Origin of the sequence: Pantoea sp. V106_11 (assembly GCF_029967885.1) — a bacterium.
Classification (GTDB): Bacteria; Pseudomonadota; Gammaproteobacteria; order Enterobacterales; family Enterobacteriaceae; genus Pantoea; species Pantoea ananatis.
This window is the reverse complement of record NZ_JASCAK010000006.1, coordinates 1-24,550: the sequence shown is the minus strand read 5'-3', so window position 1 is coordinate 24,550 and position 24,550 is coordinate 1. Positions and strand designations below refer to the sequence as shown.

The following is a 24,550-nucleotide window of genomic DNA, read 5'->3' as shown; positions in this document are numbered from 1 at the left end:
CGGGGAGCCCGGGGTCATGGGGCCGCGGCGAGTGGCGGCCCCTTGTCGGTCGCCCGCACGGGGCGAGCTGAAACTGCCTGCCGCCTGGCGAGCGAAACCTTCTCGGCGCTTTGTGACTGGACGCCGCTCAGGCGTCAAGCCTTAACCACCCCTGTTCGGCGACGAAAACCTACTTCTTATATTTCGATTCCAGCGTCGCAAACCACGGCTGGACGAAATCCTCATTACTGCCCCAGCTTGGAATAATCTTGTTCAGCGATGCTACGTTCACCGCACCAGGATGGCTGTTGAGCGCCTGCTGAGAAATCGATGCGGCTTTGAATTCATACGTCGCTGGGGTGGTTTCACCGGCAATCTTGTTCGCTACCAGGCGCATATTTACGGCCCCGATGGTTTTAGGGTCGACGGCGACGGTCTGTACCCACGGGCTGCCTTTCTGACGCATCAGCTGCAAATCCTGATTGGAGACATCAATGCTGTACAGTTTGATCTCTGTACGGCCATTCTCCTGCAGCGCTTTATAAGCGCCCTGGCTGAACGCATCCCACGCGCCCCAGATGGCATCGATCTTGCCTTTGGGGTATTTCGCCAGAATAGCGCCCACTTTATTGGCGGTGTCGCCCTGAACATCCGTTGATACCGCGCCAATCGACTCAAGTTGATGAATGCCCGGGTTCTCTTTCAGCAATTTTTCATAAACCACCTGACGACGTTCCATCGGTGGGAAACCCGCTACCCATAATTTAACGATGTTGGCTTTACCGTTGAAATCTTTGATTAACTGTCCCAGAGACAGTTGAGCCAGAGAAGCATCATCCTGAGCTGTCACCGTAACACCCGGAATCGGGGTATCCACCGGTGTATCAAATACCGAGACTTTAATACCAGCGTCCGCAATGCGTTTTACCAGCGCGCTGGCGTATGGCGCTTTGCCATGTGACAGAACAATACCGTCGTATTTCTGGCTGATGGCCTGATTCACGAAATCCTGAAAGCGCGCATCGTCGCCGTTGCTGAGAAACGTACTGACTTTAAAGCCCAACTGGCGGCCTTGTTGAATCGCCCCCGCAACAAACTGCGTGGTGTTGTCGTCTGAGCCAAGGTTACGGATAACCGCAATACGGATCGGCCCTTCATGGTTAGCGATAGCGGCAGGAACGGGCGTAACGGTGTCGGCAAACGCTGCGCTGGCGTTTAGCAGGCTTAATGCCAGCAGCGAGAGTGTTATCTTTTTCATTATTCTTAACTCCAGTAAGGGGAACGCGCCTCAGCGGCGCTGAACGTACGTGATAGCCAGTGCTAAAGCCAGCACCAGCCCTTTAATAATGTCCATGGCGTAATAGGGCACGGATAACATCACCAGACCGTTTTGCAGCACGCCAAGAATAACGGCACCGAGTAGCGTACCCAGCGCATTCGGTTTACCTGAACCGGCAAGGGATAAGCCGATCCAGGCCGCAGCGACGGCATCCATCAGATAACCGCCGCCCGCATTTACCTGCGACGATCCAATGCGTGAGGCCAGCAGAATACCACCCAGCCCCGCTAACAATGAGGCGATAACATAGGCCAGTACGCGATAACGCGTGGTACGAATACCCGAAAGTCTGGCGGCTTCAGGATTACCGCCCAACGCGTACATGCGGCGACCGTGCTTTGTCAGGGATAACGCCAGCTGTGCAACGACCGTGACAACCAACATGATAATGACGATGGTGGGCACCTGGCCCAGCAGGTTAAAGGTTGCCGGAATTGTGCCCTCAGCCATGTCGCCGCTGGGCAACACCATATTTTCCGTAATGGAGCCACCAAAGCTGTAGGTCATTGCCACGCCCTGAATCACAAACAGGGTGGCGAGTGTTGCCAGCATGTCGGGAATACGCAGCACCACGATCAGGAAGGCGTTGAACAGGCCGACCAGCGTACAAAGGGCCAGCGTAATCGCGATAGCCGCCGTCGTATCAAAGCCGTACCAGACGAATAACGAAATCACCAGGGCGTTTGCCAGTGAGGCGGTCGAACCAACGGAAAGATCGAAGCCGCCCACGGTCAGCGACACGGAAACGCCCACCGCGATAACGGTCACGATGGCGATGGATCGCAGGATATTAATGATATTGTTCGGCTCCAGAAAACTGTCGGATGCCAGACCAAAGGCTGCGATCAATATCACTACCGTCAGCAGCATGCCCCACTTGTACAGGAAATCGAACAGTTGATGGCGCAGCGAGGAAGACGCTGCATTCAGGGATAAGTCTTTACTGCTCACGCAGGGGTTCCTCCGGTGGAATAGAGCAAAAGTGTCTCTTCTGTGGCTTGCCGTCCCTCTAACTCCGCCACAATACGTCCATCCCAGAGCACACAAATACGGTCGCATAAGCCGACCAGTTCAGAAAATTCGCCAGAGGCGTAAATTATGCCTTTGCCTTCTTGGGCAAGGTTGCTGATCAGCGTGAACAGCTCGGTTTTGGCTTTAACGTCCACGCCTTTCGTGGGTTCATCAAAAATCAGTACGTCGGCGTTGTTGCGTAACCACTTGCCTATCGCCACTTTTTGCTGATTACCACCTGAGAGACGACGCAACTGCTGCGCCGGGCCTGTCGTACGTACGCTGAGACGACGGATAACCTCCTCTGCCCAGCGCCAGGCCTGACGATGACCAAACAGGCTCCAGCGGGAAAAACTGTCGTCTGCGCTGATACTCAGGTTCATCGCCACCGATTCATCAATGAAAATGCCTTCTTTGCGACGCTCTTCTGGCACCAGCGCCATGCGCTGTTGCACCGAGTCGTGTGGCGATCGCGGTTTCCAGCGTTTGCCGTGCAGTTCACCGCCTGAAACACGGCTCTTACTGGCACCGAACAGCGCCTTGCAGAGTTCGGTTTTCCCTGCACCGGCCAGACCGGCAATGCCCAGAATCTCGCCTTTGTGCAGGCGCAGCGAGATATCCTGTAGCAGGTGTTCATCATGCAAACCCTCCACCGCCATGAGCACGGACTGCGGCTGAAAGGGGCGACGCGGGGGATAAATATCGGTTAACGGATGCCCCAGCATTTTTTCAACAATCTGCTCACCGCTCAGCGAAGCCATCGGGGCGCTTTCGATCAGCCGTCCATCGCGCAGCACCGTCAGGCGATCGCAAATGGCTTTCAGCTCGTGGATGCGGTGAGAAATAAACACCACGCCAATGCCGCTGGTCTGCAGGCGACGGACCACGGCGAACAGGCGTTCGCTCTCGTGCTGGTCTAGCGGCGCAGTGGGTTCATCGAGGATCAGAAAGCGGCAGTGATGCGACAGGGCTCTCGCCAGCAGAATTTGCTGCTTCTCCGCCAGCGAGCAGCGCTCTACCGGGCGTTTAACATCTATGCTGGCATCCAGTTGGGCCAGCAGTTGGCGCGCCTGGCGACGAATATCGCCCCAGCGAAAGCCGTGGCCGGGCTCGGCCAGCTGATCCAGCAGAATATTTTCAGCGACGCTTAATTGCGGCACCAGCGCCACATCCACCTCCTGCTGTACAAGGTGAATGCCCAACTGCTTCGCGTCTCGCGGGCTGCGAATCGACACCGGTTTACCGTCCAGCAGAATCTCGCCGCTGTAGTGACTGTGGGCGCCCGAGAGCACCGCCATCAGCGTAGACTTACCGGCACCATTGGCCCCGGTCAGAGCATGAACCGAGTGGCCTTCACTCTGAAAATCCACCGACGTTAACGCGGCAAATCCGCCAAAATCGATGGAGATGTTACGCATCTCAAGGCGATTTAAAGCACGCATTGCAGGGATCTCCATTAAAGTCACTGACCACATTTTTTCCTGAAGCATCAGGCACGGCAACAGCCGAAAGCGCATAAGTTAGCACAGAAACTTATTAGCCATCCAGACATCTGGACATAATGGCGGCTAAAGCTGGGGAAGCGCAGTAAGTTGGTGATTTAGCGGCAGGAAGTGGGCTTACTCCAGCGGATTATGCTGCGCAGGCACCAGGAACGCTGTGACGCGCTTTCACTCATCAGGAAAGAATGCACGCCCGCTGGGATGCTGAAGGCCAACGTGACCCGGTTAATCTTTAAAACGGGGGCAGGGCAGGTTATTTGAATGCGTAGACCTCGGCTAAGTCGGCCAGATCCCAGTTTCCCCCAGTGAGCAGCACACACACTTTCTCGTTGGGTTGCAGGCTAACCGATCCCGCCAGTAGCGCACCGAGACCGATTGCGGCGGCCGGTTCCGCAATCAATTTTGCATCCCTCGCAAGCACGCGCATGCCCTGAATAATATGTTCTTCATCTACCACAATAATCTCGTCGACGTACCTCTCGATAATGGGGTAGGGATTACGTCCCGGTACGCTGATTCTTAAGCCGTCAGCGATGGTGTTGAGCAGCGGAAGGGAGGTGGGCTGCTGGTTGATCCGGCTTTGATAATATTTCGGCGTCAGGGCTGGCTCAGCCCCAATGACCCTGACAGCGGGGCGAGATTCTTTGATGGCCGTGGCGACACCGGAAAGAAGCCCGCCACCGCCCAGCGGCACGATCACGGTATCCACATCCGGTAAATCATTCAGTATTTCGCAGCCGATCGTGCCCTGACCGGCCATAACCATCGGATCTTCAAAGCCATGCACCACCGCATAGTTGTTTAGCTCGGCAATCTCATAAACTTTTTTCCAGCGCGAGGCGTTGTCGCCATCGAAGAGAATAATCTCCGCACCCAGGGCCCGGGTATTCTCGATTTTGATTTTCGGCGTCGTTACCGGCAGCACCAGAACCACTTTCACGCCCAGCATGCTGGCCGCATACGACAGGCCCTGCGCATGATTGCCTGATGAACTTGAAATAATGCCGTGGGCAAAGGCTTCAACGGGCAGGGAAAGCACTTTATTTAACGCACCGCGAATTTTAAACGCGCCGGTAATTTGCAGCGTTTCCGGTTTGAGATAGAGCTGGCAGCCCACCTGTTTTTCAATTTTCTCAGCGCGCAGCAAGGGTGTGTGACGAATATGGGCGGCAATGCGCTGTTGCGCTTCGTGAATATCTTGCAGGGTAGGATACTGACGCGTCATAGCGGTTACCTTCGTCTGGACGAAAAATTATTCAAAAAACGCAAAACGGGTTCCGACGCCTTTTTCAATCGCTTTGCGGTAAATTTTACCGGCGGTCGTGTTGTCCTGGATGGACAGTCCGGTGGAGTCAAAAAAGGTAATTTCCGCCTCGTTCTCTCTGCCCGGTTTATTGCCCAGCAAGATTTCACCTATCTCAGCATGAATCGCGTTTTCACTGATGATGTTTCTGTCCAGCGCGTGCCAGGTTTCCCCTTTCTGCGTGCACTGGGTCAGGGAATCGACAACGATTTTTGCCCGGCTGAAAATCTGCGGATCGAACTCCTGCTTGCCGCGCTGGTCGGTGCCGATGGCGATGATATGGGTGCCGGGCTTGATCCAACTGGCTTCGACCAGCGGCCCTTTGCCTCGGGTGGTGGTAATGACAATATCGGCTTGCTCCACCGCCGCCTGACAGCTCTCAGCCACAATCACCGGAATGCCAAACGCGCTTTCAATATCCTTTTTAAAGGCAATACGGGTTGCTGGCGTTCGGCTCCACGCATGAATCTCCTCAATTTGCATTACCCTGACAATGGCGCTGATCTGCATCCTGGCCTGATTGCCGGTGCCTATCATCGCAATTTTTTTTGCCCCGGCGCGCGCCAGCGCCTTCACAGAAACGGCACCCGAGGCGCCGGTTCGCAGGCCGGTAATCAGGCTGCCGTCCATGACGCAGCACAGCGCACAGCTACGGGCATCAAATAAAATTACCGTTCCCATGCCGCCCGGCAGGCCATATTCCACCGGATTCTGGGGAAAAGGACCGGAGGAAGCCTTCATCGAAATCAGTTCACTGGTTTTGTAATAACTGGTTTTAAAGTCGATTTCCCCTCCCGCTTCGGGGAGATGCAGGCCAATATAATCCGGCTGTTCCACCAGGTTGCTGTTGAACGCTTTATAGGCTTCTTCTACGGCCTCAATGACGTCGTCGGTGCTGATGAGCTGACGGACTTCCTGTTTGGTAAGCAATAACGTATTCATGCACCCTCTCATTGCGCAGTGAAGAAGGCCTCTCCGTCACACAAAAGGCATGATGCCGTGGCCGGAGGCAGTTTGGCTAATGCGCATTATTGCATCGGCGGTACAACAGAAAATGTCAATTTGCGGGTGGAATAAACGCATTTAGCTGTTTTAGCGAGCGATAGCGAAAGCGCATGCTAAGTCAGAGCCGGGTAGCGAGAGAGGGGGCCAAAAGGGGCAATAAAAAAGGGTTTATGATGAACATAAACCCTCAGAGACGTTATCGCGCTGGAATTACTTTTCGGGCACCACGTTCAGCAGCGTCGTCAGCAGTTTCCAGTAAAGACCGACGCTCTCGATGTGCACCTGCTCATCGGGTGAGTGGGGACCGGTGATCGTTGGGCCAATTGAAACCATATCCATGTCAGGATAAGGCTTTTTGAACAGACCACATTCCAGGCCTGCGTGAATAACCTGAATGTTAGGCGTCTTGTTGAACAGTGCCATGTAGGTTTCACGGGTCAGTGCCATAATGGGCGAATCTGCATCTGGCTGCCAGCCAGGGTAGCCGCCTTTCGGCTTCGTTTGCGCGCCTGCCAGCTGGCCCAGTGAGGTTAACATCTGCACAACGTAATCGCGGCCGGTATCGATCAGCGAACGAATCAGGCAGTTAATTTCTGCTTTATCGGCCTCCATCGTGACCACGCCGACGTTCAGTGAGGTTTCAACCACGCCTTTGGCAACGTCAGAGTTACGGATCACGCCGTTTGGCGTGCTGTTCAGCAAATTCAGGAAGCGATCGCGGCTCTCTGTCGTCAGCGCATCACCCTGATGGGCAACCGGCTCGCTGACAAAGGCGATGTTTTTCTCTTTCACGCCGTGTTCATTTTGCAACGCAGCCAGGAAGCTGGCGGCTGCCGATTTCAGGTTGTCCACTTTGCTGCTGTCAACAGACACGGTCGCAAAGGCTTCACGTGGAATCGCGTTACGCAGCGTCCCCCCGGTGAACGTCACCAGACGTAAATCCAGCTCTGCGGCATGGGCGGCAAGGAAACGAGCCAGTAACTTGTTGGCATTCCCCAGGCCCATATGAATATCTGCGCCGGAGTGGCCGCCACGCAAACCTTTCAGCGTAAGCTTCAGGGTTTCGCTACCAGCCGGAACGGCTTCACGAGTCAGGGGGAGCGTAGTGATAAAGTCGATACCGCCTGCGCAACCCATGTAGATCTCACCTTCTTCTTCCGAATCGGTGTTGATCAGAATATCGGCCTGCAACCAGCCTGGCTGTAAGCCAAACGCGCCATCCATGCCGGTTTCTTCGGTCATGGTCAACAAGACTTCCAGCGGGCCGTGAGTCAGGCTGCTGTCCGCCAGGACGGCCAGCGCAGACGCCATGCCAATGCCGTTATCTGCACCCAGCGTCGTGCCGCGCGCTTTCACCCATTCGCCATCAACATAAGGCTGGATAGGATCTTTGGTGAAGTCGTGAACGGTATCGTTGTTTTTCTGCGGCACCATATCAAGGTGAGCCTGCAGCACCACCGGGGTGCGCTTTTCCATCCCCGGGGTGGCTGGTTTACGGATCAGAATATTGCCTACCTGATCGCGCTCACACCAGAAACCTTGTTCTTTAGCCCAGCCAACGATATAGCTTGCCAGTGCTTCTTCATGAAAAGAAGGATGCGGAATAGAGCAGATCTTAGCGAAAAAATCCCACAGTGGCTGTGGAGAGAGTTGAGACAATTCAGACACGACAAGTCTCCTGTGTCAGTGCGCCGGCCAGGCCGGACATTGCGAAGTTCCAGTGAAAGATCGCCGTCAGTATACCGACGAGATAGGGCGAGAATATCACTGTTTCTCACCCGGTGTGATATTCAACGCGTTAAAAAGCCGCAACCAGAAGCCAGGTGCTGGTTTTTAGCGCGTCATGTCCTTATAATCTCGCGCAACCTTTTCCCCGTTGCACATTTTTTAAGCCACACTGACTGGCTGGGATACCTATTTATGAGCGAAAAATACGTCGTTACCTGGGACATGCTGCAGATTCATGCCCGTAAACTGGCTCAACGCCTGCTTCCTGTTGAACAGTGGAAAGGCATCATTGCAGTCAGCCGCGGCGGTCTGGTACCGGCTTCGCTGCTGGCACGTGAACTGGGTATTCGCTATGTCGATACCGTTTGTATTTCCAGCTACGATCACGATCACCAGCGCGAAATGAAAGTGTTAAAGCGCGCAGAAGGCGATGGCGAAGGCTTTATCGTGATTGACGACCTGGTTGATACCGGCGGCACCGCACAGGCCATTCGCGAAATGTACCCAAAAGCCCGTTTCTGCACCATTTTTGCTAAGCCTGCGGGTCGTGAGCTGGTTGACGATTATATAGTTGATATCCCTCAGAACACCTGGATTGAGCAGCCATGGGACATGGGCGTGGTCTATATTCCGCCGATTGTTAAAAGCTGATTGATGTAACACAAACAACGCCCGGTTTTCCGGGCGTTGTGCTTTCTGCGCCTCGCGAGTTGTTTTGCGGTACAGTACACTTACTTACCGCTGTTAATGCTGTCAGAGAGGTAATATGCCTGGCAAAAACCTGAGCGTTGAGCTGTTCAAGCCTCGTTTTAAACACCCTGAAACCTCGACCCTGGTGCGACTGCGTCGTCACGCCACACATGAGGTGCATTCTGCGCTGGATGGGGACAGCCAGCGTGGCTGGTACCGGATGCTTAATAAGCTGATGTGGGCCTGGCGTGGTTTGCCCTCCCAGGAGATTAGCGAGGTGCTGGCGCGAATCGCCATCAGCGATGTTGAGCACACCAATTCGGCGCTGCTGGATACGGTCATCGGTTACCGTAACGGTAACTGGAACTACGAGTGGAGCAGGCAGGCGGGCATCTGGCAGCAGCGGGCACTTGACGCGAACACCGACGAACACGATCGGGCTGGTCACGACTGGTTACATGCGTCGCATCTCTACAGCGTGGCGGCGTATCCTTATATAAAAGGCGATGAGCTGGCCGATCAGGCTCAGACGCTGGCCAGCCGCGCTTATGAAGAGGCAACCCAACGGCTACCCGGAGAGCTTAAAACGCTCACCTTTCCGATTCAGGGCGGCAGCCCGGTAAGCGGCTTTTTGCATATGCCGTCCGGCGTGGACGCGCCTTATCCCACAGTCATGTTTTGCGGCGCGCTGGATTCGCTACAAACCGATCATTATCGTCTGTTCCATGACTATCTGGCACCGCGTGGCATTGCCATGCTCACGCTGGATATGCCTTCCGTGGGCAATTCGATGAAGTGGAAGCTCAGCCAGGATACCAGCTTTCTGCATCAGCAGGTCCTGCGTGACCTGACCTCTGTCCCCTGGATCGATCACACACGCGTTGCCGCGTTGGGCTTTCGCTTTGGTGCCAATGTGGCGGTCCGTCTGGCCTATCTCGAATCACAGCGGCTTAAAGCCGTGGCCTGTCTGGGACCGATCGTACACAGTCTGCTGACGCAGGCTCCTCTGCAGAACAAAGTGCCGGATATGTATATGGATATGCTTGCCAGCCGACTCGGCATGACGGGCACCACGGACAGCGCATTGCGGGCGGAACTGCTTAGCTACTCCCTGAAAAATCAGGGCTTGCTGGGGCGCAGAACCTCAACGCCAATGTTGTCCGCCTACTGGACAAACGATCTCTTCAGCCCGGAAGAGGAGAGCAAATTAATCGCTAGCTCCTCATCGCAGGGTAAGGCCTTGTTAATTCCGGTAAAACCGGTGATCGCCAGTTTTGATAAGGCACTTAATGAAATCAGCGACTGGCTGGCACAACGTTTGCAAAGATAGCTGGCAAAATTTGCCGTGTTTGCTACAACTACTAGCTGGAATCATTCGGATCGTCGAAAGACAGAGCAGCATGGCTGCTACGGTTCGGAATATAAAGCCTGTCCTTATGGAGAATTAGCATGACGTTACCGAGTGGCCATCCCCGCAGTCGCCTGCTTAAACGCTTCACGGAACTGGGACCTTACATCCGTGATGGAAAGTGTAGTGAAAACCGTTTTTTCTTCGACTGCCTGGCTGCCTGCGTGAATGTAAAACCTGCGCCCGAACTGCGTGAGTTCTGGGGCTGGTGGATGGAGTTGGAAGCGCACGCCGATCACTTTACCTACGTTTATCACATTGGTCTGTTTGACAAAGAAGGCGACTGGTCTGTCGCTACGATCAAGGGCAAAGATAACAACGCCCGCGTGGAAGAAACGTTACGTAATTTCCACGGCCGTCTCAAAGAGATGCTGAAAGAGTTTGAACTGGATCTGGTGCCTGCCAGTGATTTTGATGAAAAACCGGTAAAACTCAGCGCCTGACATCAGGCCCCTGCGAGGGCCTTTTTTGTACCCGCCTCAGGCAGCCAGAGTATCTGCAGGCAGACAGAGTCATGGGGCGACAGGAAAAGGAAAGGGCGAGTTTTGCAACTCGCCCTTTTAGCAGACACATTCACATTGAGGGTAAAGCACTAAGCCTCTCCTTAGCGCGGGCCGTCATTCCCTCGACAGTCCCTCTCGCCAGGCAAGACTCAGATTCATCAGAACTGGTAGGTCAGGCCGACAGCAACAACGTCATCGTTGTTAAGCGCCAGCTTGTTGTCTTTATCCAGTTGGTTGATTTTGTAATCAACAAAGGTCGACATGTTTTTGTTGAAGTAGTAGGTCGCGCCCACGTCGATATATTTAACCAGGTCTTCGTTGCCGATACCGTTTTCGATATCTTTGCCTTTGGTCTGTACGTAGCCAATGGATGGACGCAAGCCGAAGTCAAACTGATACTGCGCAACCAGTTCCAGGTTTTCTGCTTTGTTGGCAGAGCCAGAAACGGAGCCGCCCGCGACGCGGTTGGTTCCACTGATTGGCGTCATATTGCGCGTTTCGGTGTAAATCGCTGCCAGGTAAACACTGTTGGCGTCATATTTCAGACCGGTGCCCCACGAGGTGGCTTTATCGCCGTGACCATATGCGCCTGCCTGCTGGGCATTGGTACGGTCAGAAGAGGTAATCGCACCGAGCACGCTCACGCCTGAATCAGCAATGGTATAACCCAGTGATGCGCCATAGCCGTCGCCATTCTGGCTCCTGGTATCAATGGCGTTATTCGTTCCTAAGCCACGTGAGTTCACGCTTTTATCGTCATTTTTGCCCTGATACTGAAGAGCAAACTTCAGACCGTCCACCAGACCAAAGAAGTTATTGTTACGGTAGGTCGCTACGCCAGTGGCGCGCTGTGTCATAAAGTTGTCGGTACGTGCCGTGCCGTCACCACCAAATTCCGGGAAGACGTCAGTCAGAGACTCAACGTCATACAGCACGCCGTAGTTGCGGCCGTAGTCAAATGAACCGTACTGAGAGAATTTCAGACCGGCAAAGCCCAGACGAGTTTTGTTGTTCTGGTTAGCATCACTGCCTTCAGAGTTATTTGCCTTGTACTCATATTCCCACTGGCCGTAGCCGGTCATCATATCGTTAATCTGCGTCTGGCCTTTAAAACCAATACGCACATAAGATTTATCGCCGTTAGCACCGGCATTGTCGCTGAAGTAATGTTCGGCTTTAACCTTGCCGTAGAAATCCAGCTTGTTACCATCTTTGTTATAAACTTCAGCGGCCTGCGCAGCAGAGGTCAGCGCCAGAGCAGATACCACGATTGCCAGTGTACTTTTCTTCATTTGCTATCAATCCCAATGAGTAAAAATTTTTTGTCCTCAACGTCTTCCTGTTACAGGCATGGCTGCCTTTATTCTCCGGCTGCTCAGTGAACAGGCCGGGGGGCATTCAGTTGCCGCCTTGTTACAACAAGAAAACTTTTGAGGCATCAATGAAAAAGTTTGTAAAACACGGACTTTTTACCGATCAATGATGAACTTTTTATGACAATTTTGATGTTTTGTTGTTAACAGGGAACTTTTGGTCTAATTGACGCTCTGCGAAATTTGCAGTTTTTCCCTTACTGGCTGTTGGCTTCCCTCACTGCACCTGTTAAAAAGTCCGTTCACAGAAATTTTTTACGGCAGGACAACATGAGTGGCAGTCAGACCCTTGTGGTCAAATTGGGTACCAGCGTTCTTACCGGCGGTTCGCGTCGGTTAAACAGAGCGCACATGGTCGAATTAGTGCGTCAGTGCGCGCAACAGCACGCCGCCGGCCATCGTATTGTGATTGTGACCTCCGGCGCGATGGCGGCCGGTCGTGAGCATCTGGGGTACCCCGAACTGCCGCCTACCATCGCCTCAAAGCAGCTGTTAGCTGCGGTGGGGCAAAGTCGTCTTATTCAACTGTGGGAACAGCTGTTTTCCATCTATGGCATTCATATCGGTCAGATGTTACTGACTCGCGCCGATATGGAGGATCGTGAACGCTTTCTTAATGCGCGCGATACTTTGCGTGCCTTGCTGGATAACCACATCGTGCCCGTCATCAATGAAAATGATGCGGTTGCCACCGCTGAAATCAAAGTGGGTGACAATGACAACCTGTCTGCGCTGGCAGCCATGCTGGGTGGGGCAGACAAGCTGCTCTTACTGACCGACCAGCCGGGGCTGTTTACTGCCGATCCGCGTAATAATCCAGAGGCGGAATTAATCAGCGATGTGCATATTATCGATGATGCGTTGCGCGCCCTAGCGGGCGGCAGCGTGTCCGGACTGGGAACGGGCGGAATGTCGACCAAACTGCAGGCCGCAGACATTGCCTGCCGCGCCGGTATCGATGTGATTATTGCTGCAGGCAGCCGCAGCGGCGTCATTAGCGATGTGATTGCGGGCAAGCCGGTGGGCACCCTGTTTCATGCGCAGCAAACGCCGCTTGAAAATCGCAAACGCTGGATTTTTGGTGCCCCGCCAGCAGGCGAAATTACCGTGGACGACGGCGCGCTTGCCGCCATTATCGAGCGCGGCAGCTCACTGTTGCCAAAAGGTATCCGCGAGATTCAGGGCAATTTCTCCCGTGGAGAAGTCATCCGTATCCGTAGCCTGCAGGGGCGCGATATCGCCCACGGCGTTTCGCGCTATAACAGCGACGCGATGCGTATGATCGCAGGGCATCATAGTCAACAGATAAGCGAAATTCTGGGCTATGAGTACGGGCCGGTTGCGGTACATCGTGACGATATGATCGTCAGCTAAGGAACAGATATGCTTGAAGAAATGGGAAAGGCGGCGCGTGCCGCAGCCTGGGCGATGGCGGACCTGTCCGCAGTCGATAAAAATCAGGTTTTGCTCACGATTGCTGACCGACTTGAAGCAGAAAGTGAGATTATTTTAACGGCGAATGAGCAGGATCTGGCCGAGGCGCGACAGAACGGTATGAGCGCCGCGTTGCTCGATCGTCTGACCTTAACGCCGGCGCGCCTCAGCGCGATTGCCAACGATGTCCGCCAGGTCTGCCAGTTAGCCGATCCGGTCGGGCAGGTGATCGATGGCGGCCAGCTGGACAGTGGGCTGCGCATTGAGCGCCGTCGCGTACCGCTTGGCGTGGTGGGGGTTATTTATGAAGCGCGTCCAAACGTTACCGTGGACGTCGCCAGCCTGTGCTTGAAAACCGGCAACGCCGCGATTCTGCGCGGCGGGAAAGAAACGTGGCGCACCAATGCAGCGACGGTGCGGGTGATTCAGACTGCCCTTCAGCAGCACGGTTTACCCGCGGCGGCGATTCAGGCTATCGAAAATCCGGATCGTGAGTTAGTCAATCAGCTACTCAAACTGGATCGGTATGTGGATATGCTGATCCCGCGCGGGGGGGCCGGCCTGCATAAGCTCTGCCGGGAAAATTCTACTATCCCGGTGATCACCGGTGGAATCGGGGTTTGCCATATTTATATCGATGACACCATGGACATTGCCCCTGCACTGGACATCATCGTCAATGCCAAAAAACAGCGTCCGAGCGCCTGTAATTCGCTGGAAACGCTGTTGATTGACGCCGCGATTGCCGATCGTTTTCTACCGGCTTTTACTGCGCGCATGGCCGAAGAAAATATCCCCTTACATGCTGATGCCAATGTTCTGACGCGGCTGCAACAGGGGCCTGCCAGCGTAACGGCCGTGAAAGCGGGCGACTATGACGATGAGTGGCTGTCGCTCGATCTGAACGTCAAACTGGTCGCTGATATGGATGAGGCGATTGCGCATATCCGTATGCATGGCACCCAACATTCCGACGCTATCCTGACGCGTAGCACCAAGAATGCGGCCCGCTTTGTGAAGCAGGTGGACTCTTCTGCGGTGTACGTGAACGCCAGTACACGTTTTACCGACGGCGCACAGTTCGGTCTGGGCGCAGAAGTTGCCGTCAGTACGCAAAAACTGCACGCCCGCGGCCCTATGGGGCTTGAAGCGCTGACCACCTACAAATGGATTGCCTGGGGTGATGACACCCTGCGTGCATAACTGCATTTTTTAAAATAAAACGGGGGCCTGTTCAGGCTCCCGTTTTTTTTATGCTGCTTTTTCCGCGCCACTCAATGGTAGAGTCTTGCGTTTTTTGATGCGTTTTTAAGCCGTCAGAATGATATTGATCGACCAGGACGATTCAGTAGCCTGGCCTTTTTTTACAAAGAATGACTGAAAAGTGAGACTGCACGCGGCTTGCCGACGCATTTTGTGGTTCGCTGTGCGGTGATAGGGTGACAAATAATCAGAAATGCTAAGTCATGCTGTTAGGTAGTAAACTGACGGTAATATAAAATGAACTGGTAGCAAAAATGAAAAGAACATTCAGCGCCTCTTTCACGGTCAATTATTAACTAATGGTTAAAAAAGAAAGTACCAGACAAGCTTTCACCGCCAGGCTGATTGCAGCCTGCGAAAGTGCGGGCATTACTGGACACGGACGCAATAAACAGGTCGCCTGTGCGTTACAACGCCAGGGTTGCAAGATTTCAGCACCGGGCGTGTGGAAATGGTTCAACGCGCAGTCCGTACCCGATAATGGCAATTTACTCGCGCTCAGCCAGTTACTGGGCGTCAGGGTTGAGTGGCTGCAACACGGTATGGATCAGCCTCCGGAATCCTATCCCCTTCACGCATTTCCCGGCCCAAAAAACACCTTTCGCGTGAACAGTTTTGATTTAGGGCAAAAGTCAGCGGTAGGCGATGATTTTGTCGAAATCATTCAGGCCATTGAATACGATCAGGATGAGGCCCGGGTTCTGTTCAGCGGCCGTCCTGCCGACCATATCCGGCTCATTGCCATAAACAGCGATGCCATGTCCGATACCTTTGGCCCGCGCGATCAGCTGTTTGTTGACATAAGCGTTCAGAATTTTGACGGAGACGGTATCTACATTTTTACGTTGGATGAGCAGCTGTATCTCAAGCGTCTGCAGCTGCAACACAAAAGAATTGCCGTCATATCGGACAACAAACGTTACGAAACCTGGTATCTCGACAGAGACGATGTCGGGAGTTTAAACGTACTGGCTAAAGTCATTATGAGTCAGGCCCGGAAGTATCATATTCTGGGATAGGCCATCCAGCAGGCCTGCCCGCATATTCTGTAAAAAAATAATCGGCCTAAATTCAAAAAGTTAACTTTCAGTTAAAAATAAATTAACTGGTGGTATTTGATAAAGCATAAGAACCTGTTAATAATTTGAACATGGATGAAACAACGTGTTACCTCATGGATGAAACGCTCTTAAACAATTGAGGCGCTGCACAAGCGCGAATCAACCCCCCCAAAAGCTAATGAGCTTTGGGATGGGGTGGATGCGCCTAATGCAGCGTCGTCAGATGCCGCCTGTTCCCTTTTGCTGACCCTTCCACCTGACTGATTATTCAGCCGGGAGGTGCGCCTGCGAACAGCTTTCAGCGACATTCGAGCCTGTTCTTCAGACCCAAAACACTCGCCAGCCACCCTATCGCCAAAGACTCATTCACAGGAGGAGTTATGGCGATAATTCACTATGGCAAAAGCGTTTTCATCGGCAACGCACGTACCCGCCGTCATCAGCGGCGTCAACCTCTCAACCGTCTCAAACAAAGCATCGACGATGCGCTTAACTACCCACCCGAACCCCGACCTTTGCGACGCGCTGAACAAATTTGTCAGCGGCAGGTTACTTCTGTGGTTGACCGCGCGGTAAGCGCGCCACAGCGGAGAAGCAAAGAGATTTCAGGTTTTGATAACTGCTGTCTGCCCCATGTTCACCTTTACGCGGTTCGCTGAACGCGACGACCGTCACCGATCCACTGCCTGTAGCAGGCCGCGCCATCCTCCCTTCCTGTGCCTGATTTTTAGGCAAAACGTTAGTGCTGCTGCATTTTTAACCGTTCTGCCGCTGCGTTTATCGCTGGCACTAATCAGTTTGCTTTATGTTTTTTCATGGTGGATGGGCTGCCTGCATCATCACTGAGGAGTTTCTATGAGCCAGATTATTGCAATACTGAATTTCGAAGAAGGTTACGCCGAAATGCCCTATCTCGATTCACTGGGGTTTCCTACGGTTGCCGGAGGGATTCGTATCGGACCAAAAGGGGCGTCATTAAGTAACTATGTGCTGCGGGTGCCGCGTCGGGTGGGCGATGTGTGGAAACAGTGCATTCTGGAAAACAAAATCACGGATATGCAAAGTCGCGCTCCCCTGAAGCAGGCGCTGGCAAAGTGCAATGACGCACGAACCGATGTGTTGATGAGCATGGCATACCAACTGGGCGTTGACGGAGTTTTGCAGTTTAAAAATATGCTCAGTGCCATCACGCGTGAGCATTTTACGGAGGCGGGCGATGCCATGCTCAACAGTCTCTGGGCCCGGCAAACCCCCGGGCGCGTCAGGCGTCATGCTGAAGTCATGCGTAGCGGTAACTATGACATCTACCGGGGGCTGCTATGAGATGGTTATTTTTCATCATTGCCGTGCTGACCGTCATCATTATTTTGCTGCTGATGCAGCGTTTCACCACGTTGCAGTTCGTTTCCCATGCCAAATTGTTATTTAAAACCTGGTCTGTATGGCTGGCTTCGCTGGGGTCAATGCTCAGCGCCTGGGTCCAGTCATTTCCGTCGTCTGCCCTCAGTGCGTGGCAAACGCTGCCTGACGATGTGAAGAGCATCCTTCCCCACAATTACCTTGGTCTCATTGGCGCCTTTATGGTGGCGATGGGCGTCATTGCGCAATTTGTTCGCCAGAAAAACCTGCTGAATGAAAAGCGCCAGAGCAAAGAGGAGGCATCATGACGTTTTTTTCTCTGTTTACCAGCGGCTGGCACGGGCTGGCGGCGATGGGTGCACTGATCATCGCCGTCGTTGCCAGCTACGTCGGAGGTAAGAAAATCGGCAAGGTGCAACAGCAAGCCCGGTCGGAAGCTGACAGCGCCAGGCAAGAGGCAAATCGCATGGCGAATGTTACTCATCAACAGCAACGCAATAGTGAGGAGGCGAAGCGTGTGGCGACTGATAACCTTAATCTTGATGACGCTGCTGCTCGCGACAAGCTGCAGCAGTCCAAATATCACCAACCCTGAGCCCATCATTTATCGCGATTCAGCCTGCATCCTCTTTTCCCCGATTTATACCCATGGCGATGACGCCAATAAGGCCGACATTCGCACCGTGCGCGCCATTAACAGCCATAACGATTTATGGGATGTCCTGTGTGGTCATTCCGCTGCCGAAGATTCTTTAACCTTCTGATTTACAGCCTATTATCCTGAGGAGGATATCATGATTGAAGTTAACTCATTTGCTGAGCTTCGTACGACCATGCCGTCAAAACCAGGTGAAATTGCCGTACTGAAACGCTACTACGATAAAGATTCCAGCTTTCGTGGCGGCGGCGATTTTGTGGGGTTTACCGGCACCACGATTTTAAAAGATGATGGCGGTACGGTAGCCATAGGAAACGGCTTCTACTGGAAGCGTTCAATCAACGATCCGCGAGAAGTGAACATCCTGCATTTTGGGGCCAAGGGCGATGGCGTCACGGATGACACCGATGCGTTTAAACGTATTCTCGGCTGGTCACAAACTTACAGCCAGAATATGAAGGGATTGCCGGTACGTTTCCCGGGCGGGCGTTTTCTGATTATGCCCATGGATCTGAGCAATGCAGAAATCCCGTTCTTTGGCCTGGCCGGGGACGATCTGGCGCTGGGTTCTCTGCCCGGCACCACCATCGTGTCAGATAAAAGTGCCAATACCCTGTTCAAAGTTCAGGCACGGCGCACCACCATTCGTGGGATTACCTGGGACGGACAGGCCACGGCGGATACCGTCACCAACACGGCCACCATTACCCCTGAAATGTGCAGCAATGTTCAGCCGTTTTTTGAAAACAGTTGTATGGCAGGGCAAATCGTTAATATCAGCTGCTTTCGGGGGCAGCGCAGCGGTGGAACCATCTTTAAGCTGCAGGACACGCTCGACAGTAAGTTTGAGCAAATCTATACCAATACCACCTACTCGCGCGTTTTCGATATCGGCTGGTCAGGTTCCCCCAAAGGCGTCTGGGATCACTCTACGGCCGTTGAGTTATGCAATGCGAATTTCCAGACGGGCTATGGTGATGCCACGCTGTATATGCCGCGTATGACGCAGGCGATTATGCGTAACGTCTGGATTGAACATACGCGCAATCCCGGCGATCTGTCTGATGGCGGCTGGACCATCGATACGCTCAACGTCGAGAACTGCAGTACCCCATTAATACTGAACAACGCCCGCGTGGTAATGCGTCATATTAACCTGCAGTCAGGTTCAAAGCTCAGCCAGGACCTTGTGGCAGGCAAGTGGCTTTCTACCTTCGAGTATGGCTATCGACGTGACGAGAACTTCGGCACTTTCATGAGCGGTTCGCTGCGGGCCGGGTACTTTAGTGGCTATAAGGTAGTGAACAATACGGAGACGGATAACTGGTATCGTCTTGGACAGGTATTTTTCCCGGCACCCAATCAACAGTGGGTCATTGAGTTGATCGGTAAAGCGGATAACACCACGCCTTCAGGTACGGCAGGCTCGCCCGTCAATATGCCCGGCACGGGCAAGACCTGGATCAACCTGCAGCGGCTGGATACGGTCTGGGCAGATGCCTGCCATATGGGGCAGCCTGCGGTGATGGACATTCGCTATAACCGTGTGGGAACCACCTATGCCGGTATCTGGGTTAAGCTGCGAGCCAACAGTGGTGAAACCATGTTTAACCTGAAAACCACCGGTCCGACGCGCTTTGATACGGGTTCCTGTTCCCTGTTTCAGAGTGACCTGTCCCTGGTGGATGACGTATCGAAAGTGGGCACGCTTAAGCCTGCCGCACGCTTTGGGTTACATAATGGCGTCGCGGGCGTGGGCGCCAATGAAAAAGGCGTGGTAACCCTCGCTACGGCGGCGGGGTCGCCGACCAATAAAACAACGCCGACGGGTTTTGTGCTCATCAATATTAACGGTACCGATCGTAAAGTCCCTTATTACGATTAACGCTGGCAATCCTACGCGAGGCTTCGGCCTCGCTTTTTTTTGCTTTAAGCGCAGTACCTGTCTCTTCCGCCGCTCTTTGGTTTTATCGGGATCTGAATGCCTGCCGGATATGACGCAAAACGGTCTCAAAGTCAGTTTTGATCAAAGCTGAGATCAAGCTCAACAAATAGAAGATTGCGCTACATCAATAACCCTACACAGTTAATGGTTTCTGGGGTTGAATAACCTTATAGTCTGTGCAACTTTTCGTTGTTGCTATTTCACTCTGGAGGCTACATGGAACTCAGCCGAAGAAAACTTTTTCGCATCTGCGCAGGCGGCCTGGCCGGTACCACTGTTGCATCTCTCGGATTTTTATCCTCTTTCTCTTTGCACGCAGAAGTCCGTCAATACAAGCTGATAAAAGCGAGAGAGACACGTAATAACTGTACTTACTGCTCTGTTGGCTGCGGCATGTTGATTTACAGCCTGGGCGACGCCGCTAAAAACGTGAGGGAAAGTATCTACCACGTAGAGGGCGATCCCGATCATCCGGTCAGCCGTGGCTCGCTCTGCCCGAAAGGGGCGGGGGTGCTGGATTATATTCACAGTGAAACCCGTCTGCAGTACCCCGAGTATCGTGCGCCGGGATCAAACACCTGGCAGCGCATCAGTTGGGATGAGGCTATCAACCGCATTGCCCGTCTGATGAAGGACGATCGCGATGCAAACTTTATTGAGAAGAATGCCCAAGGGGTCACGGTTAACCGCTGGGCCACAACGGGCATGCTGTGCTCTTCCGCCGCCAGTAACGAGACGGGCATCCTCGATGGTAAGTTTACCCGGGGATTAGGCATGACCGCGATAGACTGCCAGGCACGTTTGTGTCACGGGCCTACGGTTTCTGCGCTTGCCCCCACGTTTGGCCGCGGTGCCATGACCAATAACTGGGTCGATATCAAAAATGCCAACGTTGTTCTGATTATGGGAGGCAATGCGGCTGAGGCGCATCCGGTGGGGTTTAAATGGGTTATTGAGGCGCAGACTAAAAATGACGCCACCGTGATTGTGGTCGATCCGCGTTTTAACCGAAGCGCCGCCGTTGCCGATATCTATGCGCCGATTCGCGCCGGTTCGGACAACGTATTCCTGCTTGGCGTCATCCGCTACCTGATTGAACACGATCGTATTCAGCATGAATACGTCCGTCATTACACCAATGCCAGCCTGCTGATTCGTGATGATTACGCGTTTGATAACGGCCTGTTCAGCGGTTATGACGCAGATAAGAAGCAGTATGATAAATCCAGCTGGTTCTATCAGCTTGATGAACAGGGCCATGCGCGACGGGATGCTACACTGCGTCATCCGCGCTGTGTGTGGAACCTGCTAAAAAAACACGTCGAACGTTATACGCCAGACATGGTGAATCGGTTATGTGGGACCTCAGTCGCTGATTTCACGCACATCTGTGAAATTCTGGCCAGCACCAGCGTGGCGGATCGTACAGCAACGATATTGTACGCGCTGGGGTGGACTCATCACTCTTCCGGTGCGCAGATCATCCGGGCGGCCGCCATGCTGCAACTGTTGCTCGGCAATATCGGCATGGCGGGCGGCGGTATCAATGCGCTGCGCGGTCACTCGAATATTCAGGGTTACACCGATCTTGGATTGCTGTCGACCAATCTGCCCGGCTACATGCCTCTGCCCTCAGAGCATCAACCCGATTATCAGACCTATATTTCACAGATCACACCGCCTGCTCTGGGGGTGAACGAGGTGAACTACTGGCAGAACACGCCAACGTTTTTCGTCAGTATGATGAAAAGCTTCTGGGGGGAACATGCCACGGCGGAAAATAACTGGGGCTATGACTGGCTGCCCAAATGGGATCGTCTTTATGATGTGATGACGCAGGCCGAATTGATGCTAGAGGGCAAAATCAACGGTTATATTGTCCAGGGTTTTAATCCGCTTGCTGCCTTCCCCGATAAAAACAAATCGTCCCGCGCGCTTTCGAAACTCAAATTCATGGTAGTCATTGATCCGCTGGTAACCGAATCCTCGAACTTCTGGCAGCACCACGGCGAAATGAATGATGTTAAGCCAGAGGCGATCCAGACCGAAGTCTTCCGTTTACCGTCATCCTGCTTTGCCGAAGAGAACGGATCGATTGTGAATTCCGGCCGTTGGCTACAGTGGCACTGGGCAGCAGCAGAGCCACCGGGCGAGGCGTTACATGATGGTAAAATCCTTGGCCGCCTCTTTATGCGATTGCGAGAGCTTTACCAGCAAGAGGGCGGGGCTAATCCGCAGCCGTTACTCAACCTTAACTGGAATTATCACGATCCCTGTGATCCGCACCCCGAAGAGCTTGCCCGTGAGGCTAATGGGATGGCGCTTCAGGATCTGTATGACGCACAAGGTCGGTTAATTGCGAAAAAAGGGGAGCAGCTCAGCAGCTTTGCACAGCTTCGTGATGATGGATCCACCAGCAGTTACTGCTGGATCTACTGCGGCAGTTGGACAGAGCAGGGCAACCAGATGGCGAATCGTGACAACAGCGATCCTTATGGTTTGGGTTGTACGCCGGGATGGGCATGGTCGTGGCCAGCCAATCGTCGGATTCTCTATAACCGAGCCTCGGCCGATCCCGCGGGCAAGCCCTGGGATGCAAAACGCGCGCTGCTGCACTGGGATGGTAAAAAATGGGCAGGGATGGACGTTGCGGATTACAACCTGTCTGCGCCAGACAGCCATGTCGGACCCTTTATCATGAACCCGGAAGGCGTTGCGCGCCTGTTCTCGATCGACAAAATGAATGATGGCCCTTTCCCGGAACATTATGAGCCGATTGAGTCACCCATTGGGACTAACCCTCTGCATCCATATGTCGTCTCCAGCCCGGTGGCGCGAATTTTCAGTGACGATATTGCCAATATGGGTAAAGCCGATGCGTTTCCTTATGTCGCCACCACCTATTCCATTACCGAGCTGTTCCGCCACTGGACCAAGCATGCCCGACTTAACGCCATTGTTCAGCCTGAGCAATTTATTGAGATTGGCGAGTCTCTGGCAAATGAAAAAGGTATTGCCGCAGGAGACATGGTTAAGGTGATGTCTAAACGCGGTTTTATCAAGGCGAAAGCCGTGGTCACGAAGCGTTTGCAGACGTTAACCATCGACGGTAAACGCGTGGATACCATCGGGATTCCCTGCCACTGGGGATTTGAAGGCGCAACACGTAAAGGCTTTCTGTCCAATACGTTGACGCCATCGGTGGGTGATGCCAACTCACACACGCCAGAATACAAAGCGTTTCTGGTAAACATTGAGCGGGCGTAAGGAGGCAACCCATGTCTATGCAATCTCAAGATATTCTTCAACGCTCTGCGACCAACAGTTTAACGCCACCGCCTCAGGCGCGGGACTTTCAGGCAGAAGTGGCAAAACTTATCGATGTTTCGATCTGCATTGGCTGTAAAGGCTGTCAGGTGGCCTGCGCAGAATGGAACGATATCCGTGATGATGTCGGTCACTGCACCGGCGTCTACGACAATCCGATGGAGTTAAGTGCGAAATCCTGGACGGTAATGCGGTTCAGCGAAACGATGCAGCAGGGCAAACTGGCGTGGTTAATTCGCAAAGATGGCTGCATGCACTGCGCCGATCCTGGCTGCCTCAAAGCCTGTCCTTCTGCCGGCGCCATCGTTCAGTATGCGAATGGCATTGTGGATTTTCAGTCTGAGCATTGTGTCGGTTGTGGTTACTGCATTGCCGGCTGCCCGTTTAACGTGCCACGGCTGAATCCCGATGATAATCGCGTTTATAAGTGCACGCTCTGTGTGGACAGAGTAAGGGTGGGTCAGGAGCCCGCCTGTGTAAAAACCTGCCCAACAGGTGCCATCCAGTTTGGTAGCAAAAAAGAGATGCTCAGCATGGCAGAAGTGCGCGTGGCACAGCTCAAAAAACGTGGCTATGTCCATGCGGGTCTCTACAACCCAGAGGGCGTGGGGGGAACACATGTGATGTATGTCCTGCACCATGCGGACAAGCCGGGACTTTACCACCATCTGCCCGCCGATCCAAAAATCGCTACGCCGGTTAATGTATGGAAGGGCGTGCTCAAACCGCTTTCCGCCGCGGGATTGATTGTGACCTTAGCCGCGCTCCTTTATCACTATGTGGGTATTGGTCCGAATAAAGAGACGGATAATGAAGAGGAGAACGATCATGAGTAAGCGCAACATGATCCTGCGTACCCGATTTATCGATCGCGCCTGTCACTGGACCGTGGTGATCAGCTTTTTTTTGGTCGCGCTTTCCGGCCTTGGGCTGTTCTTTCCAACGCTGCACTGGCTGACAGCAACCTTCGGTACGCCGCAGATGGGACGGATTTTACATCCGTTTTTTGGCGTACTGATTTTCGTGTTATTGATGGTGATGTTTTTGCGCTTTGTACGCCACAACATCCCGGACAGGCAGGATGTGCCGTGGGTAAAAGGGATTGTTGAAGTGCTCAAGGGCAATGAGCACAAAGTAGCCGACGTAGGCAAATATAATGCGGGCCAGAAAATGATGTTCTGGGCCATTATGTGTTTGATTGTGGTGCTGGTGGTGACCGGCATTATTATCTGGCGGCCTTATCTTGCGGCATATTTCCCCATCACGGTTATCCGCTGGAGCCTGCTGATTCATGCCGTCGCCGCAATCGTGCTGATCCACGCCATTTTGATTCATGTCTATATGGCGTTTTGGGTTAAAGGCTCTATTACGGGGATGATTGAGGGCAAGGTAAGCCGTCGTTGGGCGAGAAAGCACCATCCGCGTTGGTATCGCGAGGTTGAGGCGGCGGAGAAGAAGGCGGTGGAGTAGTCGGGGGCTGAGTTCACGTCATGTTGCCCCGGGCAGGTTCCGCCCGTTTGGGGGATTTACGATTTTGCATTGAGCAGATTCCGCCCGCCAGGCGTGAGGGAGTTTCAGCCTGTCCGTGCAGGCGGTCGGGTTAAGGGGCTTGCGCCAGCCCCTTAACAATCCCGGCGTCCGGCAGCCGCCGCTGTTCCTTCG

Annotated in this window: 21 protein-coding genes; 14 read left to right on the top strand and 7 right to left on the bottom strand. The window is 53.5% G+C overall.

The genetic code is table 11. From position 1 onward, the window contains the following. Positions 1-169 precede the first annotated feature (169 nt). From QLG08_RS01165 to pepD, 6 genes are all read right to left on the bottom strand, one after another. Complete coding sequence (locus QLG08_RS01165; RefSeq protein WP_282472772.1) at positions 170-1,237, bottom strand: sugar ABC transporter substrate-binding protein; 1,068 nt, start codon at positions 1,235-1,237, stop codon at positions 170-172. Between the two features lie 30 nt (positions 1,238-1,267). Next, complete coding sequence (locus QLG08_RS01160; RefSeq protein WP_013024774.1) at positions 1,268-2,269, bottom strand: ABC transporter permease; 1,002 nt, start codon at positions 2,267-2,269, stop codon at positions 1,268-1,270. After that, a complete protein-coding gene (locus QLG08_RS01155) occupies positions 2,266-3,771 on the bottom strand; it encodes a sugar ABC transporter ATP-binding protein (RefSeq protein WP_015700891.1) in 1,506 nt (501 codons plus the stop codon). The genes QLG08_RS01160 and QLG08_RS01155 overlap by 4 nt, the downstream gene beginning before the upstream one ends. Positions 3,772-4,084: 313 nt before the next feature. Continuing rightward, a complete protein-coding gene (locus QLG08_RS01150; RefSeq protein WP_014593008.1) occupies positions 4,085-5,056 on the bottom strand; it encodes a threonine/serine dehydratase in 972 nt (323 codons plus the stop codon). A 27-nt stretch (positions 5,057-5,083) separates the two neighbouring features. Then, the gene (locus QLG08_RS01145) at positions 5,084-6,076 is read right to left on the bottom strand and encodes an ornithine cyclodeaminase family protein (protein ID WP_014606500.1); all 993 of its coding nucleotides are present in this window, start codon (positions 6,074-6,076) and stop codon (positions 5,084-5,086) included. Between the two features lie 273 nt (positions 6,077-6,349). Continuing rightward, positions 6,350-7,807 carry a beta-Ala-His dipeptidase gene (gene pepD / locus QLG08_RS01140; protein ID WP_013024779.1) on the bottom strand — a complete coding sequence of 486 codons (1,458 nt, stop codon included), beginning with the start codon at positions 7,805-7,807 and terminating at the stop codon, positions 6,350-6,352. Between the two features lie 252 nt (positions 7,808-8,059). Here pepD and gpt point away from each other — a divergent pair, with 252 nt between their 5' ends. The 3 genes from gpt to crl all read left to right on the top strand — a co-directional run bounded on the left by gpt (position 8,060) and on the right by crl (position 10,408). Beyond that, entirely contained in the window at positions 8,060-8,518 is a 459-nt protein-coding gene (gene gpt / locus QLG08_RS01135; RefSeq protein ID WP_014606498.1) for a xanthine phosphoribosyltransferase, read from the top strand. Between the two features lie 115 nt (positions 8,519-8,633). Beyond that, positions 8,634-9,887 (top strand): esterase FrsA, encoded by a 1,254-nt coding sequence (frsA, locus tag QLG08_RS01130; RefSeq protein WP_042677581.1) that lies wholly within the window; start codon positions 8,634-8,636, stop codon positions 9,885-9,887. A 119-nt stretch (positions 9,888-10,006) separates the two neighbouring features. Beyond that, a complete protein-coding gene (gene crl / locus QLG08_RS01125; RefSeq protein WP_015700889.1) occupies positions 10,007-10,408 on the top strand; it encodes a sigma factor-binding protein Crl in 402 nt (133 codons plus the stop codon). 218 nt (positions 10,409-10,626) lie between these two features. Here crl and ompC read toward each other — a convergent pair whose 3' ends face one another. Beyond that, entirely contained in the window at positions 10,627-11,760 is a 1,134-nt protein-coding gene (gene ompC / locus QLG08_RS01120) for a porin OmpC (protein ID WP_110286402.1), read from the bottom strand. 351 nt (positions 11,761-12,111) lie between these two features. Here ompC and proB point away from each other — a divergent pair, with 351 nt between their 5' ends. The 11 genes from proB to fdnI all read left to right on the top strand — a co-directional run bounded on the left by proB (position 12,112) and on the right by fdnI (position 24,358). Next, positions 12,112-13,215: a glutamate 5-kinase gene (gene proB, locus QLG08_RS01115; RefSeq protein WP_110286403.1), complete on the top strand. Its 1,104-nt coding sequence runs from the start codon at positions 12,112-12,114 to the stop codon at positions 13,213-13,215. 9 nt (positions 13,216-13,224) lie between these two features. After that, positions 13,225-14,478, top strand: a complete 1,254-nt coding sequence (gene proA, locus QLG08_RS01110) for a glutamate-5-semialdehyde dehydrogenase (protein WP_110286404.1) — start codon at positions 13,225-13,227, stop codon at positions 14,476-14,478. A 359-nt stretch (positions 14,479-14,837) separates the two neighbouring features. Further along, positions 14,838-15,557: an XRE family transcriptional regulator gene (locus QLG08_RS01105; RefSeq protein ID WP_110286405.1), complete on the top strand. Its 720-nt coding sequence runs from the start codon at positions 14,838-14,840 to the stop codon at positions 15,555-15,557. Between the two features lie 422 nt (positions 15,558-15,979). Next, entirely contained in the window at positions 15,980-16,258 is a 279-nt protein-coding gene (locus tag QLG08_RS01100; RefSeq protein WP_013024787.1) for a hypothetical protein, read from the top strand. 196 nt (positions 16,259-16,454) lie between these two features. Then, positions 16,455-16,922: a hypothetical protein gene (locus QLG08_RS01095; RefSeq protein ID WP_013024788.1), complete on the top strand. Its 468-nt coding sequence runs from the start codon at positions 16,455-16,457 to the stop codon at positions 16,920-16,922. Further along, positions 16,919-17,266 (top strand): hypothetical protein, encoded by a 348-nt coding sequence (locus QLG08_RS01090; protein WP_013024789.1) that lies wholly within the window; start codon positions 16,919-16,921, stop codon positions 17,264-17,266. Before QLG08_RS01095 ends, QLG08_RS01090 begins: the two co-directional genes overlap by 4 nt. Beyond that, positions 17,263-17,553, top strand: a complete 291-nt coding sequence (locus QLG08_RS01085) for a hypothetical protein (RefSeq protein WP_013024790.1) — start codon at positions 17,263-17,265, stop codon at positions 17,551-17,553. The genes QLG08_RS01090 and QLG08_RS01085 overlap by 4 nt, the downstream gene beginning before the upstream one ends. Before the next feature lie 199 nt (positions 17,554-17,752). Then, positions 17,753-19,501, top strand: a complete 1,749-nt coding sequence (locus tag QLG08_RS01080) for a glycosyl hydrolase family 28-related protein (protein ID WP_014593017.1) — start codon at positions 17,753-17,755, stop codon at positions 19,499-19,501. 276 nt (positions 19,502-19,777) lie between these two features. Continuing rightward, positions 19,778-22,828: a formate dehydrogenase-N subunit alpha gene (fdnG, locus tag QLG08_RS01075; protein ID WP_282472771.1), complete on the top strand. Its 3,051-nt coding sequence runs from the start codon at positions 19,778-19,780 to the stop codon at positions 22,826-22,828. 11 nt (positions 22,829-22,839) lie between these two features. Next, the gene (fdxH, locus tag QLG08_RS01070; RefSeq protein WP_282472770.1) at positions 22,840-23,724 is read left to right on the top strand and encodes a formate dehydrogenase subunit beta; all 885 of its coding nucleotides are present in this window, start codon (positions 22,840-22,842) and stop codon (positions 23,722-23,724) included. Next, positions 23,717-24,358 (top strand): formate dehydrogenase-N subunit gamma, encoded by a 642-nt coding sequence (gene fdnI, locus QLG08_RS01065; protein ID WP_174261114.1) that lies wholly within the window; start codon positions 23,717-23,719, stop codon positions 24,356-24,358. Before fdxH ends, fdnI begins: the two co-directional genes overlap by 8 nt. Positions 24,359-24,550: the final 192 nt, after the last annotated feature.